The 15,650-nt window shown below is 44.1% G+C and carries 12 protein-coding genes; 2 read left to right on the forward strand and 10 right to left on the reverse strand.

The genetic code is table 11. From position 1 onward, the window contains the following. Positions 1-95: 95 nt before the first annotated feature. From IGJ12_RS10745 to IGJ12_RS10760, 4 genes are all read right to left on the reverse strand, one after another. The gene (locus IGJ12_RS10745; protein WP_430619000.1) at positions 96-1,181 is read right to left on the reverse strand and encodes a DivIVA domain-containing protein; all 1,086 of its coding nucleotides are present in this window, start codon (positions 1,179-1,181) and stop codon (positions 96-98) included. A gap of 787 nt (positions 1,182-1,968) precedes the next feature. After that, complete coding sequence (locus IGJ12_RS10750) at positions 1,969-2,697, reverse strand: GntR family transcriptional regulator (protein ID WP_008378710.1); 729 nt, start codon at positions 2,695-2,697, stop codon at positions 1,969-1,971. A gap of 101 nt (positions 2,698-2,798) precedes the next feature. Next, a complete protein-coding gene (gene celB / locus IGJ12_RS10755) occupies positions 2,799-4,154 on the reverse strand; it encodes a PTS cellobiose transporter subunit IIC (RefSeq protein WP_005235081.1) in 1,356 nt (451 codons plus the stop codon). Beyond that, the gene (locus tag IGJ12_RS10760; RefSeq protein WP_034878497.1) at positions 4,138-4,650 is read right to left on the reverse strand and encodes a hypothetical protein; all 513 of its coding nucleotides are present in this window, start codon (positions 4,648-4,650) and stop codon (positions 4,138-4,140) included. Before IGJ12_RS10760 ends, celB begins: the two co-directional genes overlap by 17 nt. A 417-nt stretch (positions 4,651-5,067) precedes the next feature. On the opposite strand from IGJ12_RS10760, the gene IGJ12_RS10765 reads away from it, so the two are divergent. After that, on the forward strand, positions 5,068-5,436 hold the full coding sequence (locus IGJ12_RS10765) for an iron chaperone (RefSeq protein ID WP_430619001.1): 369 nt from the start codon (positions 5,068-5,070) through the stop codon (positions 5,434-5,436). A gap of 77 nt (positions 5,437-5,513) precedes the next feature. On the opposite strand, the gene IGJ12_RS10770 is transcribed toward IGJ12_RS10765, so the two are convergent. Further along, positions 5,514-6,854: a peptidoglycan DD-metalloendopeptidase family protein gene (locus tag IGJ12_RS10770; protein WP_086373109.1), complete on the reverse strand. Its 1,341-nt coding sequence runs from the start codon at positions 6,852-6,854 to the stop codon at positions 5,514-5,516. A gap of 282 nt (positions 6,855-7,136) precedes the next feature. Here IGJ12_RS10770 and IGJ12_RS10775 point away from each other — a divergent pair, with 282 nt between their 5' ends. Further along, positions 7,137-7,568, forward strand: a complete 432-nt coding sequence (locus IGJ12_RS10775; RefSeq protein ID WP_005235070.1) for a GNAT family N-acetyltransferase — start codon at positions 7,137-7,139, stop codon at positions 7,566-7,568. A gap of 296 nt (positions 7,569-7,864) precedes the next feature. Here IGJ12_RS10775 and IGJ12_RS10780 read toward each other — a convergent pair whose 3' ends face one another. From IGJ12_RS10780 to kdpA, 5 genes are read right to left on the reverse strand one after another with little or no spacing between them, the layout of a single operon-like run. Continuing rightward, complete coding sequence (locus IGJ12_RS10780; RefSeq protein ID WP_016613477.1) at positions 7,865-8,566, reverse strand: response regulator transcription factor; 702 nt, start codon at positions 8,564-8,566, stop codon at positions 7,865-7,867. Positions 8,567-8,577: 11 nt separating this feature from the next. Beyond that, positions 8,578-11,178 carry a sensor histidine kinase gene (locus tag IGJ12_RS10785; protein WP_194199543.1) on the reverse strand — a complete coding sequence of 867 codons (2,601 nt, stop codon included), beginning with the start codon at positions 11,176-11,178 and terminating at the stop codon, positions 8,578-8,580. Positions 11,179-11,190: 12 nt separating this feature from the next. Beyond that, a complete protein-coding gene (locus IGJ12_RS10790; protein ID WP_430619002.1) occupies positions 11,191-11,727 on the reverse strand; it encodes a potassium-transporting ATPase subunit C in 537 nt (178 codons plus the stop codon). A gap of 48 nt (positions 11,728-11,775) precedes the next feature. Further along, the gene (gene kdpB / locus IGJ12_RS10795) at positions 11,776-13,806 is read right to left on the reverse strand and encodes a potassium-transporting ATPase subunit KdpB (RefSeq protein WP_005235034.1); all 2,031 of its coding nucleotides are present in this window, start codon (positions 13,804-13,806) and stop codon (positions 11,776-11,778) included. A 12-nt stretch (positions 13,807-13,818) separates the two neighbouring features. Beyond that, on the reverse strand, positions 13,819-15,495 hold the full coding sequence (gene kdpA / locus IGJ12_RS10800) for a potassium-transporting ATPase subunit KdpA (RefSeq protein ID WP_008378734.1): 1,677 nt from the start codon (positions 15,493-15,495) through the stop codon (positions 13,819-13,821). Positions 15,496-15,650: the final 155 nt, after the last annotated feature.

Consider the following 15,650-nt stretch of genomic DNA (forward strand, 5'->3'; position numbering starts at 1 on the left):
CATATATGGTCCTAGTGGGTTTCCCTCCTTTGTCGTGTCGCTCTCGGAAATTATTTAGCAGACCTTTTCGTCTATTCCGACTCATAACCTTCTTTTTAGTCTGGCAGATTCAACACTTTGCTATGCTGGATCAACTGCTCAAACAACCCTTTCGATTCATGATGAAACGCCGTAAGTCGTTCTTGGTATTGCTTGATCTCTTGACGGATCTTCATCACTTCCATCGATGCTTCTGAAATGATCTTGTGGGCTTCATTTTCCGCCATTTGACGTCTTCTGTCGGCTTCCAGTTCTGCTTCAGCAGCGGTTTCCCGTGCTTTTTCTTTTGCTTCGATCAAAATCGTCGCCAGCTCGTCCTTCATTTGTTCGACCTTTGCCAGCTCACGTTCCAAGTCACGCTGTAAGACATTCTTATCCGCCAATTGTTCGACTCTTGAACGCTCGAGATCACGATATTTCGCTTCGGCTTCTTGCAAGCGCATGTTCAACTGTTGATTCTCATTTTCAAGCGAAGTGATACGCCGCATGCTTTCGACTTCTTTTAATTTGTAGTTTTCGATGATCGCCGCTTTTTCTTCTAAATGAATCGCTTTTTCTTCAAAAGCCTGGACTTGCTTGCTTTTTTCTTCTAATTCTTTTAGCAGTTCATCTTCTCTTTGACGCAATTGTTCGAGCTCTTCTTCTACTTCGATCAATTCGTCTTCTTGACTCGTCAACTGCTCAATTTCTTGCTCATAATTGGTTTTGAGGGCTTCTTGTTGACGTTCTGCTTCTTTTAACTGCTGCTGTAACTCGTTGTAGCGCATTTGCAGCTGCTTGTTTTCATAAATGATACTTTCTTGTTGCGTCGCTTGCGAAGCCATCCGATTGATGGATTCTTGTTTGTTTTCCAATTGCTTGGTCAAATGTTCGACGGTCTTGGTCAGTTGTGAAACGGTATTTTCTAATGCCAGCAGCTCTTCTTGGGCATCATCGTCATACTCGTCTTCCTCGTATTCTTCATCCTCGTACTCATCGTCCTCGTACTCGTCGTCATCATATTCTTCATCGTCATACTCATCGTCATCATATTCTTCATCATCGTACTCGTCTTCGTCGTACTCTTCTTCATCATATTCCTCGTCGTAGACATGAACGCCTTCGTAAGTTTCTTCATCTTTCTTTTTGCGAAATAATGCCATGTTACCCCTCCTGATTCCTCACTCATCGATGATTTGATTCGTTGAACAATTTAGTGTGTCTACAAATTGGTCTGCTTATTCGTCTGCTTTCGTGAAAAGTTGCACTTTCGCTGTTCTATCCGCGGTCGTTCTTTCAAACGAGCTGACGTTTCTGCTGTGACCTTTTGAGCAGTGATGTCCGTTTCCTTCTTGCCATCATTCGTTCAAAAAAAGAAAGCAAAAACCACCACACCCCTTGATTTCCACGACCTCCATTTATTTTGGAGGATAGAAATCAAGTCAGTGAATCGGCCTGTTTCTCAATAAAATAGCCATTAAACGAAAAGACGGCTTCCGTTCGCAGAACATCTGTTGTCTATTTGATAGTATCAAAGCAAAAACAGATTGAAAAATCAGATATTTCTTCACTTGATGAAATATCTGTCAGAGCAAGTCGGTTATCCACATGATATTGTTAAAAATTGAGCAAAATATCCTCGTATTAAGGAAACGAATGGTCTTCTTTAAACGATCTTTATCTTAAATCAACAATCACGCCTTCCTAACCGCCGATCAATCCCCTCAAAAAAAACAGCGACCTTATAAGCCAAGGTCGCTGATCGATTCTTTACCTATTATATAGTTTTACTGCTCAGTCATCTTTCATCCATTGGAAGCGATCCCTTTTCTCTCAGTTTGAAAGCCGGTTCCTGTCTACCGATCTGCAACTGTAAGTTTTTTTCCCTAATGGGCTGCTTTTCTATTGCCTTCAAAAAAGAAAGAACCGTTTCTTGAAAATCCATTTTCTTTAAACGAACAACTTTTTATGCATGTATAATGTCGCCATCCGATAATCATAATGGATCATCGAAAAGGCTAATAGTTCGCCATTTCTCAGATAGCTGTCGTCTCGTACGATCAGTGCGGGCATACCTTCTTCTAGATGAAAAAACGCTGCTTGTTCCTGTGATAACGGTTTGCTTTGAATGAACTTGTCGATGAAGGCGACTGTCAGTTGTTTTTCTTCTGCCAAAGCTTGGAACATTGACCCCTCCATCATTGTTTCGGAGATCTCCCCTACGATTTCAGGTATATAATAGGAACGTTCAATCAAATACGGTTTGTCATCTAGCGTGCGAAACCGTTGGACTTCGATAAAGTGCTGATCTTTCGCAAATTGTTTTTGACTTGGGAGAAACAACGCCTCTGATACTTTGACCAGTCGCTTTGAGGCTTTGACCGTTCGAATGTTTTTCTCGCCCCGGGTCAAGTCTTCATTGAAGCCAAGATCTCCTTGTTCAATGGTCGGTTTTTGGTTGTTATGAAAACGAATATACGAGCCGCGGCCTTGCATCTGGTAGATCCAGCCCATCTTGCTCAACTTATTGAGGGCTTGGCGTAACGTATAACGAGAAACTGGATAAATTGCCAAAAGCTCTCGTTCACTAGGCATCTTCCCCTGCTCATTTCCAATGTCACCAGCTTCGATCTTTCTGATCAATTCTGCTGCTAAGTCTTCAATACTGAGTTTCGTCATCTGCCTACTCCTTTCCTTGCGATTCTCTACTACTATTATCGTCTTTGGCGTAAAAAAAGCCAGCTATTTTTCATAGCCGGCTTATCAAAAAAACGGAAAGATTATGCCTTCGTTGCGTTTGCTTGTTCGTCCTTGTATAATTTGCCATCATACATTTTGATGAATGGGAACCAAATCAAGAAAGCAACGACTGCACAGATGATTGCTAAGACAAAGGCACGCCAGTCACCACCTGAACCAATAAAGCCGGATAAGCCAATTGGGGTCGGCCACGCTACTTGGGCAATCGGTGGGTTAACAAAGCCTAAGTTGATGCCAAAATAAGCAACGGACATTGAAACCATCGGTGCTAAGAAGAATGGGATCGCTGTGTACGGGTTGTATACCACTGGCATCCCGAACAAAATCGGTTCATTGATATTGAAGAAGGATGGCACGATCGCTGCTTTTCCTAAAGCACTTAACTGCGCTGATTTTGCAAAGAAGGCGATGAAAATCACCATTCCTAACGTCGCTCCTGAACCACCGATCGTTACGAAACTATTGTTAAACTCACCCGCAAAGGCAATGTTGGCACCATTTTGGTTTTCCACCATATTCGACAATACGATTGGCGTCAAGAATGAGGTCACGATCGTTGCCCCATGAATACCCACGATCCAGAGCGCATGCATGAAGAAGTAGATAACAAGTAGTCCGACCCAAGTACTGGTCAATTGCGTCACGAAACTAAAAGGAATCGCAATGACTTTGAAAATATCTGTGCCCATTGCGACTAATGCACCATTGATGACGATTACAGCTAATGAAGTCAGTGCCGTTGGGATCAATGCTGTAAAAGAGGAAGATACTCCTGTTGGCACTGTGTCAGGCATTTTGATAACAATATTGCGTTTCACACAGAATGCGTAGATTTTTACGGCAATAATCGCCATGATGATCGCTGTAAAGATCCCAGTTGTTCCTAAACGAGTCACCCCGCCAGCCATTTCCCAACCATCGATGATTTTTTGGTCATCAGAAATGACATTGACTAATGTTGCCATACCGCCTTCAAAAACTAATTGTGGCAAGCACATAAAGAACGCCATCATTGAAAGCAACGCGCCATTGACTGGGCTAAGAACGATTTTTTCTTCTTGTGCTTGGATTTTGGTGTACTCGTAACCAAACACGACACAGAAGTAAAGTGCTAAAATCCCCATCGTTGCGGTATTACCTAACATGTAAAGATTTTGGATCTTATCGAATGACGCACTCCAAATGCCCTCTAATGCAGGGAAGCTTTGTGGCAAAACGCTGACGATCAAGAACATAGATCCTACAATAGTGAAAGGAATCGACGCCATCCCGGCTGCCATGACCCCACGAACGATCCGTAATTGTGAGATTTTCCCCATTGGACCCATTAAGTAGCGGTCCAAGAAGGCAAACATTTTGTTATTTTCTGAATCCATTGACTGTTCCTCCTTGAGTTTCAAATGTAGTCAAATACGTGAAATATTTGTCGCGGTCATGCTCGATCAACCACGCTTTACGCTGGATGAACAGGCACGCGATCATGCCGACAGTAAACAAAGCAAGTAAGATGCCTCTACCCGATTGATTCATAAAAGGAATCAATGTTGCTTGCTGCCCGATCAAAATAAATAGAATTGCAATCAGATTGACACCGAATTGGAGCCAATATCCGATTTTTGTCACCAGTAAACGATTCGATTGCTGCCAATATTTTTGAGTTTGTTCAATAAGTATAAGTCCATCAACGATCAATAAGGCAATGGGAATCAAACCAGCCCATGTCCATTGAGACAGACTCAATAGGGTCCAATAAAGATTGACAAAGAAAAAGATCGCCGTCATATAACGAAAAAGTAAAAAACGATTAAACCGCATACTTTTGTTTGCATATTCTTTCTTGGCTGCTTGGGTTACCGGTTTCCTTTTGGTCACAAGTCCTCCTCCTTTCTTTTTGCTTTCGCTCAACAACTTGTTCGAACAAGTTATATTCTAGCAGAATTCTTGTTGAATGCAACCGATTTCTTTTTGAAAGTTTTCTCTGAAAATAATCTGCTTTTTCATTTGTTATTTCTGAAAAGTTAAGCTGATCTCAAGGAACCGTGCAGGATAATACTGGAATGTTCCTGATGTTTGGCTTTTGTTCGAGCAGAAAAAAGTTGTTTTTAGCGTTACTTTTTGCAAAAAATGTTTGTTTCTGAAGGCTTTATCCCCCATGCAAGGCAACAGGTTTGTCAACTTACTAACTTTACAGTACACTCTAAGTAACAAAATAGTTGATTTCAAACATGCGTTATTTTTATTAATCGACATTGCCTGTACTCGTTCCTTAAAACGAAAGGAGATCTCCCAATGGATGTATTAGAAACTTACTTAACCAGCATTGAAGATTTAGTAAAACAAGAAAAACTGCGTGCCTTATTTGCCGCTATTACCAAGAAATTTCCTGACCTCGTTCCAGTCATTAAATGGAATCAGCCGATGTTCACCGCCCATGAAACCTTTATTATCGGTTTCAGCGTTTCAAAACCGCACTTTTCTGTCTCTCCAGAAACCAAGTGTCTTGAACAGTTTATCGATGCCATTGAAAAAGCTTGCTACAGCCATACGGATAACATTTTTCGCATCAAGTGGACTGAGCCGATCGATCAAGCATTGATTGAAGACATGATCGCTTTCAACCTGAAAGACAAAGCGGAGATGACCCGCTTTTGGCGCTGAGCCAATTGAGACTTCGTAAAAGAATAGCAACCAAAAAATCCGCAGAAGCCTGTTCGCTTCTGCGGATTTTCTGACTATTATAAGCCCAATTCTGGTGCCGGATCAAAGAATCCTGACCATAAGCTTGTTGACATCCCTAAATGTAGATGGACGCCAGTTGAATTTCCAGTCGTTCCCATACCGCCTACATATTGTCTAGCTGAGACGCTTTGTCCGACCGAGACAGCTGGCAGTGTACTAAAGTGCATGTAGTAGCTGTAAATGCCATTGGCATGTTTGATGATCACATAGTTACCAGTTGACGGACCATAGCCCGCTTCGACAACTTCGCCTGCTTGAATCGCATAGATCGGTGTTCCTGTCCCCCCGGTAAAGTCGATGCCATTATGTTGATTTCCTGATGCCCCTGTTGGATCTGTTCGATACCCAAAACGACTCGAAATATGAACCGAATCGACTGGCATTTGCCATCCACCTGTGCTTGCTTGTTCTTTTGGCTCAGTTGCTTGCTGCACAGGTGCAGGAGTAGCTACAGTTTTTTCTGGCGCCACCGATGTTTCTGGCGCCACTGCTGCTTCCGTCTTCGGCTGTGCTGCTGCCACTGCTGCTTGTTGAACGGCAGGATTTTCAGCAGTTTTAGCTGACTCGGCTTCTGCTGCTTGCTGGCGTTTTGCTGCTTCTTCTGCTTCTTTGCGCGCTTTTGCTTCTTGTGCTTCTTGCTCAGCCAGTTGCTTCAACGCTGCTTCTCGTTGCCGTTTTGCTTCTGCTTGGTCCGCTTCCAATTGGTCTTTTTTCTCTTCTTCGGTGTTCAATGCCAAGGCAAGGTCCGCTAGTTCAACTTCTTGATTCAATTTGACATCAGCTAATTCCGCTTGTTTTCCTTGCAATGCGCTTGACTGCTCTTCGATCGCAACCAATTGTTCCTGCAACTCTTTTTCCAATTTCTGGCTCATTGCGATATCTTCTTGCTGTTGTTCGACGATGCTATTGCTGGCATTCATGATCGTTACTGAAGCAATCGCCCGTTGAATGGCTTCTCCGATGGATTCAGCATCAACGATTTTTTGGAACAACCGATTGGAAGGTTCCGACGTTTGAATGTCACGCGCTTGATTCGCCAGTACCTCTGTGCGCTTGATGATTTTTTCTTCAAGGACTTGGATCTCTTGTGCCAAGGCATTGACTTCTTCTTCCGTCGTCGTTTTCTTTTGTAGGATTGCTTGGATTTCTCCTTCAATCGATTGAATCTCTGCCTCTGTGGATCGTTTCAGTGATTCTAATGAGGTAGATTCATTTTTTATGTCACTGATTTTTTCATTTTGCTGCTGGATCTTCTGATCAAAGCTGTCTGCGGATACCGTCACGACAGGCAGCGTCAGCAAAACAAGTGAACTTGCAACCAAAAGTGTCTTTTTCATTTTTTCTCCTTAACTAGATGTGTCTTATCGCTTTCTCTAGCATACCGAAAGATTTCATTCTTGGGGCTGTTTTCACACAAATAACATCTGGCTGCAAGAAATTGACATCTAGCTGAAACAAAATTGTTAGAATATTTCAACGAAAAAGATTGCTTTTCTTCGTCATTTAACCTTCGTTACTTATCAAGCGGTTTGTCTCCTGACCGATTGTCTACGAAAGTGCCGCGATTCGCAGCAATCAGTACTGGACCTATGCTATACTGAATAAAAACGGAGGTTCTCATGATACAACAAGTGACCCAATTTACTGATTCTGAATTAGAAACCATCGCCCAGATTTGGCTGCAAAGTAATTTGGATGCCCATGACTTTATTTCGGCTGCCCATTGGCAAGATAACTATGATTTTGTGAAAAAAGCCTTCTCTGATGCCCTTATTTACACCTATTCGGTGGATGATCAGCCCGTCGGCTTCATCGGGATGTTGGGTGATTATATCGCTGGTATTTTCGTTTTGAAAGACTATCGTGCCCACGGCATTGGCAAGCAGCTTTTACAAAAAGCACAAGCAGAACACGAGAAGCTGACTCTGAATGTCTACAAAAAAAATACAGCTGCTATTGCGTTTTATCTCAAAAACGGCTTTACCATCGTTTCTGAACAACTGGATTCTGATACCAATGAAATCGAAAACTCCATGGAGTGGCATCGTTGATGCTGCTCTTTTTCCTATTTTTTTCTACCTGTTAGTTAACGAACCCTTTGGAAACTGTTTAATAAAAAAAGTATAACTGATCAAACAACATATTTCCCAGCAATACATATAGGACAAATATACAAAATTTGAATGAGCAACATGATTGATTATTTTCCCCTTCGTGCAGTCCCATCTTCCCTTGGATTGGCACTGTCAAATGGTATAAAGCAGTGGATACTATGGTCATTGATGCAATGAAAGTAAACAGCCTCCTCCTAAATTTTAGGAGGAGGCTGTTTAGGATTGAATCGAACTTATACAGAAGATTCTGCTGGATACTCCCGCAAGCGATACCCGACGCCGATTTCAGTGATCAAATATTCTGGCTGCAGCGTATTGGTTTCGATTTTTTTGCGAATGTTTGAGATATTGACTCGTAAGGTTTGTGCATCCGCTGCAAAAGGTCCCCAAACTTCGCTGGTGAGCGTATCATAAGTGACGACTTTGCCTAAATTCTTGAACATAACTGCCATGATGCGGTATTCGTTTTTGGTCAAATGGATCTCATTTTGATTCTTGTACAGGATTTTCTTCTCAAAATCGATCGTTAACTCCTTGTTTACGAGAATCGGGCTGCTGCTAAAGGCAGCTGACTCCTTGTGCCGCAATGCCGTGCGGATACGGGCAAATAATTCATTGGTACTGAAGGGCTTTGTTACATAATCATCGGCACCGAGGTCTAACGCTTGCACTTTGTCTTGTTCATCTTTGCGGGCAGAGATCACGATGATCGGTGTGTTCATGCGCTTACGAATGATTTTTAACAGCTCCATGCCGTCAATGTCCGGTAAGCCCAGATCCAGCAAGATGAAGTCGATAGTTTCTTCCTGCAAGAGCATCAATGCCTCCATGCCCGTGCCAACTGACGTAAAGTTGTAGTGTTCTCTTTGCAAGACGACCTCCATAAAATCAACGATATTCGAATCATCTTCAATCAATAAAAAATGTCGCTGCATGCTCTTCCTCCTTACTGCTTTAAATAAATACGAAAGATGGTACTGCCAGCTTTCGTTTCGATCGCCAATTTGCCTTCATGGGCATGGATGATGGTTTTAACGATACTCAGTCCGATGCCTAGTCCATTTTTGGAATCCACCGGCACTTCGGTGTCATTAGTCAAATTCGCTTGGATTTTTTGGTATTGCCCTAAGGGGATCTCCCCTTGGTTCTCGATTTCAATGACCACTTCTTGCTCCTGAAAAACTCGCAAGAAAATCGGTGTATCGGCGGTTCCATGGCGTACGCCATTTTCAATCAAATTAAACAAGGCTTGTTCGATCAAGATTGGATCGACTTTGACAAAAATCAGCTGATCGGGCATCTTCACGATGATTTTTTGTTGCGGATAGACTTTTTTTAGGTGCGTTAAAACCGCTTCGATAATTTCTTCGATTGGTTCTTCACTGCGCTTGACCGCCATGTTAGTCAAATTGATGCGGGTCACCGACAGTAAGTTTTCGACCATGCGGATCAACCACTGGGATTCACTTTGGATATCTCCTAGCAGCTTTTGTTTCGTTTCCTTTTTGATCGCGCCTTCGGTTTCGCTCAATGTTTCGGCAATGCCAGAAATCGTCGTCAGTGGCGTCCGCAAGTCATGAGAAACCGCACGCAGTAGATTGCTGCGGACTTTTTCCCGTTCGTTTTCTAATTGGATCTGTTCTTTCTCACTCGCCAGAGAGACTTGCTCCAACACGGTAGCAATTTGGGTGATCACAAGGCGCAAGTAATTCAATTGACTATTGGCCAACTGATGCTCCTCGTTGCGTTCTACCCCAAGGGCGCCTAGTGGTTTGCCGTTTAAAACGATCGGCAAGTAAAATCCATTGGCACCAATCAGAGTATCTGTGCCGCGACCGGCTTCTTTTTGATTTTTCACGACCCAAAAAGCGACGGCTTTCTCATCCTTGCCAGTTAGTTGAGACAATGTTTCTCTTGAAGAATGCAGACTTCTCAAGTGACCTTCTCTGTCATATAACGCCACTTCTCGCTGGAGTAAGCGTGCCAAATAGGTGGTCGTACTTTCATAAATGTCTTGCTCATTCCGCGTTTCCATGTATTGTTTGTTCAACTCATACAATATCTCCATTTGATGCTCTTTTTCCTTGGCATTTTCTGCCTGGGTCTTCAATCGAACCATCAAATTACTGATCATTAAGGCAACGATCAGCATGATCACTAATGTGATTGGATAGCCTGCTTTATAGACCGTCAAGGAATACAAAGGTTCGACAAAGAACCAGTTGTAAGAAAGGACACTAATGATTGATGCCATGGCACTCCATAGATAGCCACTCGTGTAACGTGCCACTAAGAGAACAAAAAAGATATAAACCAGCATCAAATTCTGATCGCCGAAATGTAAGTACTGCATGCCTTCTGTCACTATGGTAGCGAGCATGATCAGCCCAAAGGTCAAGCTGAAATCTCGACCGCCGCCTTCAAATAATTGCGAAAACGTCAGCCGTGGTCGCTGCATTTTTTCTTTAAAAGGAATCAAATGGATCTCAATATCATCAAGGCGCCGAATCAAGCGGTCTTCCAAATCCTCGACAAACAATTTTTGGAACCACTTCTGAGAAACCTGTTTCCCCATGATAATGTCACTGGCACCCGTCATTTTGGCATACTCTACGATGGTCTCAAAACTGTCATCCGCTTCGATGTTGATGACTTCTGCTCCCAAACGCTCTGCCAATGGCACCTCGGTAGGTGTATCATCTAACGATCGAACTTGAATCACCGTCCATTCCGCCCCCACTCCTTGGGCTAAGCGGGCGGTCCAACGAATGCATTTCTCTGCCATTTTCGGCAAGCGATCATCAATAATCGTCAAAAGCTTGCTTTGGACTCGTTTTCGACCGCCGTTCATTTGATTGATATGATTGGAAGCTTTTTGGATCGCTAATCCACGTAAATGATCAAGTTTTTCTGGCGTAAAAAAGTTTTTTAGTGCCCGCTTGGCATTTTCATCGGCATAGATTTTGCCTTGTTCCAACCGATCAATCAGTTCGTCTGGTTCAACGTCCACCACTCGTAAGCTGGCGTGCTGGAAAAAGGTGTCGGGTACAGTTTCTCTGACTTCCACTTCCGTGACCTTTTCCACGATGTCATTCAGACTTTCGATATGCTGGACATTGATGGTCGTGTAGACGGTGATTCCTGCATGCAAAAGTTCATCAACATCTTGGTAACGTTTTTTGTTTCGCGCACCAATGGGATTGGTATGTGCTAACTCATCGATCAAGACGATATCTGGTTTTAGTTGGATCAGTCGATCGATATCCGGCTCATATAGGGTCAATTGCTTGTGCTGGTATTGCTTTAATGGTACTTGTGGTAACCCTTCAAGCAATCGATTGGTATCGGGACGTTTGTGGGGTTCGATATAGCCGATCACCACATTTTTGCCCATGAGCAAACACTCATGGGCTTCGGTTAACATCGTATAGGTTTTTCCGACACCGGCAGCAAAACCGAAAAATACCCGCAGCTTGCCACGTTTGGGGCCAAATCCGGCTTGCAGCAGCATCTCTTCTGGGATCGTCTGCTGGTTGTTTTCACTCATAGATGCTTCCCCCTATTCTTCGGGTAATTGATCGAGCTGCTGATTCAAGGTCATGATATTGACATATTCTCTCGTGGAGAACAGATCAGCTACTTTATTTCTGTTTATTATATCATGAATTGTTTGTTCATCGATGCCTCTTGTGTCAGCGATCCGCGGCAGTTGAAAAAGTGCCGCTTCGACACTGATATCAGGATCAACGCCACTACCCGAAGCGGTCACGAGATCGATCGGCACACTGGTTTGGATTGGGTTTTCTGCCAGTAACGCCGCTGTCCGCTCAGCTACAGTCTTTTTTTGGGTCGGATCATAGGGCGACAATTGTGAAACGGTTTGATCACGTCCTTGGAAGTAACCCGCTTGGTCAAAGGGTTGTGCAAGCAGCTCAGACCCTTTAACCGCTCCGTCTTCCACGATCTGACTGCCGTTGGCTTGATGGGCAAAAAAGACTTGTCCGACACCGGTGACCAATAATGTATAGAGACCGCCAAATAGCACGGTACTAACTAGTAAAAATTTGATACTGGCAAAGAGGGTATTCTTCATCATGTTTTCCTCCTAAATGACTCTTTGACTCTGATGGACTTCTCTTTTCTCTTATAGTAGAACAGCTGACAAAAGCAAATCTACTAGCTTAATACAAATGAATGGTGCGATGATGCCGCCTAGGCCGTAGACGACAAGATTGTGCCGCAGCATTTGGCTGGCTGGTTTTTCTTGGTATTTGACCCCTTTTAACGCCAGAGGGATCAAGGCGATGATCACGACTGCATTGTAAATGACTGCGGACAAAATCGCCGTTAAGGGACTACCAAGATTCATGATATTCAGCGCTGCAAGTTCTGGATAAATCGCATAAAACAGGACAGGGATCACTGCGAAATATTTGGCGATATCATTCGCGATACTAAAGGTCGTCAATGCCCCACGGGTCATCAGCAGCTGTTTACCAATTTGGACTACTTGCAGTAATTTGGTTGGGCTGGAATCAAGGTCGATCATATTCCCTGCTTCTTTGGCTGCTTGCGTACCGGTATTCATCGCCATTGCCACATCGGCTTGGGCGAGTGCGGGTGCATCGTTGGTTCCATCCCCCGTCATCGCCACCAAATGCCCTTTTTCCTGATATTCGCGAATCAGGTTCATTTTGTTTTCTGGTGTTGCTTCGGCTAAGAAATCATCGACGCCCGCTTCGGCAGCAATAGCAGCTGCCGTCAAAGGGTTGTCTCCAGTGATCATGATCGTCTTGATGCCCATCTTTCGCATGTCGGCAAATTTTTCTTTGACGCCGTTTTTCACGATGTCTTTTAAATAAACGACCCCGAGTACCTGGCCATTTTTCACTACGACCAATGGGGTTCCACCAGCTTTAGCGACTTTTTCCACGATCTCGTCACATGCAGTGGGATAGATCTGCCCTTTTGCCGTCACGTATTGCTTGATCGTATCAGCAGCTCCTTTACGGATCTCATCACCACGATAGTCGATCCCAGACATCCGTGTTTTGGCACTAAAATCGATCCAATGGACATCAGCTTGCTGAAATTCCCGTTCACGAATATTGAAGGCTTCTTTGGCTAAAATCACGATACTGCGGCCTTCCGCCGTTTCATCGGCAAAAGATGCCAACTGCGCTGCATCTGCCAACTCTTTGGCGGTGACCCCCGGTACCGGCAAGAACTCACTGGCACGGCGGTTTCCCAGAGTAATGGTCCCTGTTTTATCCAGCAGCAAAACATCTACATCTCCTGCTGCTTCAATCGCGCGGCCACTCATGGCGATGACGTTTTCTTTGGTCAAACGACTCATTCCAGCAATCCCAATCGAGGAAATCAAGGCGCCGATCGTGGTCGGTGCAAGACAAATCAATAAAGCGATCACGATCACACTGGAAATCGCCGTTCCCCGACCAGATAACTGACTGCTAAAATCGGTAAAAGGAATCAATGTGATGGAAACAGCTAAGAAGATGATGGTCAGTGTCACTAAGAACAGCTGCAAGCCAATCTCATTGGGTGTTTTTTTCCGCTGTGTCCCTTCCACCATCGCAATCATCTTATCCAAAAAGGAGTGGCCATTTTCAGCGGTCACTTTGATGACCAAGTAATCGGAAACGACTAACGTTCCTCCCGTGACTGCACTGCGGTCGCCGCCAGATTCACGAATGACAGGTGCTGATTCTCCTGTGATGGCACTTTCGTCCACCGAAGCAGCACCTTCCACGACATCCCCATCGGCAGGAATTTGTTCGCCAGATGGAACATACACCAAGTCGCCTTTTTTCAAATCGGAGGAACGGACTTCGATAAAAGCCTCTTTCGCTACATCTTCCAAGGACATGACTTTGTAGGTCATGATTTCTTTTTTTGCTTGCTTCAAACTATCCGCTTGTGCTTTGCCGCGCCCTTCTGCCACTGCTTCGGCAAAATTGGCAAACAACAAGGTCAACCATAAGAAGACGGTCACACTGATGCTAAACCACAACGGGACCGTTTGTTCTTGAAAACATAAAATCGTTGTCAAGATCGCCCCTAAGTAAACCACAAACATTACGGGGTTTTTGATTTGTTGGCGAGGATCCAATTTCTTAAAGGATTCGCCGATCGCCCATTGATAGATTTTTTTCATTTTTTCTCTCTCCTATTTCGTTGTAAAGAAGTCTGCGATTGGACCTAAAGCCATCGCTGGTAAAAAGCTCAGTGCACCGATCACGATGATCACAATGATCAGCATCGTGACAAAGACTGGACTCGTGGTTGACAAGGTTCCTTCATTACGAACGGTTTTCTTTTTGGCCCCCATGTTTTCTGCCAGATATAAAATGGCTGCGATGGGAACGAAACGTGAAACGAACATCAAGATACTACCCAAACTATTTAGGAAAACAGTATCTGCGGTCAAGCCGCCAAAGGCACTCCCGTTGTTGTTGCTGAAGGAAGTTGCTGCGTACAACAGTTCGCTAAAGCCATGGGCGCCTTGGTTGGTTAGCCAGCTCATGATGTCAGGATGCAAGGTCATCAACATAGCCCCGAAAAGCGTCAATAGCAATGGCGTCAAAATAACGATACTCGTCATTTTAATGTCAAAGGCTTCGATTTTTTTGCCGATATATTCTGGTGTTCGTCCCACGAGTAAACCAGCGATAAAGACCGTCAATAATAGAAAAGCGATCATGCCATAAAGTCCGCTACCAACACCGCCAAAGATGATTTCCCCCAGCTGCATCAAGAACATCGGGATTGCACCCCCGAGTGGTGTGAAACTATCCAGCATGGCATTGACTGATCCACTGGAAGCGGCGGTGGTACTCACTGCCCAGAGGCTCGACCAACCGATACCGAAACGAACTTCTTTGCCTTCTAGATTGGCCGTTCCAAGCACTTGACTGAATTGCGGTCCATAAGCTTCACTGATCACTACGCCAATAAAAGCCAGGATCAAAAAGACGGTTGCGGTGATCAAGATCGTACGTCCTTGTTTCCACTCTTTGATCCAAAAGCCAAAGGCAAAAATCAAAGCAGCTGGCAGCAACAAGATCGCTAAGTTTTCTAAAAAATTACTGAACATCGTTGGATTTTCAAATGGATGGGCGGCGTTGGCGCCAAAGAACCCACCGCCGTTGGTCCCTAATTGCTTGATGGCGATTTGACTCGCTACCGGTCCGAGCGCCATCCAAAAGGATTCCCCCTCAAATCCATTGACTTCAACGCCGCTGCTCAACGTTTGGACGACGCCTTGAGACAGGAGCAAGATCGCTAAAATCAATGAGAGTGGTAAAAGGATATAAAGCAAGGAACGGGTGATGTCTTGCCAAAAATTTCCTACCGTTCGTTTTTGTTTTTGCTGCAGACCACGAATCAAGGCACACAGTACTGCTAGTCCGACTGCCGCAGATAAGAAATTTTGCACCGTTAATCCTAATGCTTGGGAAAGATTGGTCAGTGCTTCTTCCCCAGCGTAAGCTTGCCAGTTCGTGTTCGTCACAAAACTGACGGCTGTGTTCAATGCTAAGTCAAAGGACAAATTCTCAACGGCCGCCCCTTGCGGTAACCAGTGCTGGACCATCAATAATCCGGTCAATCCGATGATGGAAAAGACGCTGACGGCCAAGACTGAGAATAGATAGGTTTTGGCGGTCATTTCTTTTTTGCTGACCGAACCAATCACTCGATAGGTCAACCGTTCAATGGGTTGAATAAAGCGGACAAATCGCGGTGTTTTCCCTTGCATGATTTCTTTGATATACCAGCCCAAAGGAACCGCTGCTGCTAGTAAAATCAGTAAAAATAAAAAGCCTTGCACAAAATAGCTACTCATCGTTCTCCCCCCTCAAACAAGTACCAAAAGAGATAGATCATTACGATCACTCCGATTATTCCTAAAACAAGATTCATATTCTTCACTCCTTCATGACGTAAGCATACGCAAAAAGAAATAAAAATAGTGTAAATCTTCTGCTAGCATCTTTACAT

Origin of the sequence: Enterococcus sp. DIV0802b (genome assembly GCF_050543535.1) — a bacterium.
Classification (GTDB): domain Bacteria; phylum Bacillota; class Bacilli; order Lactobacillales; family Enterococcaceae; genus Enterococcus_D; species Enterococcus_D entomosocium.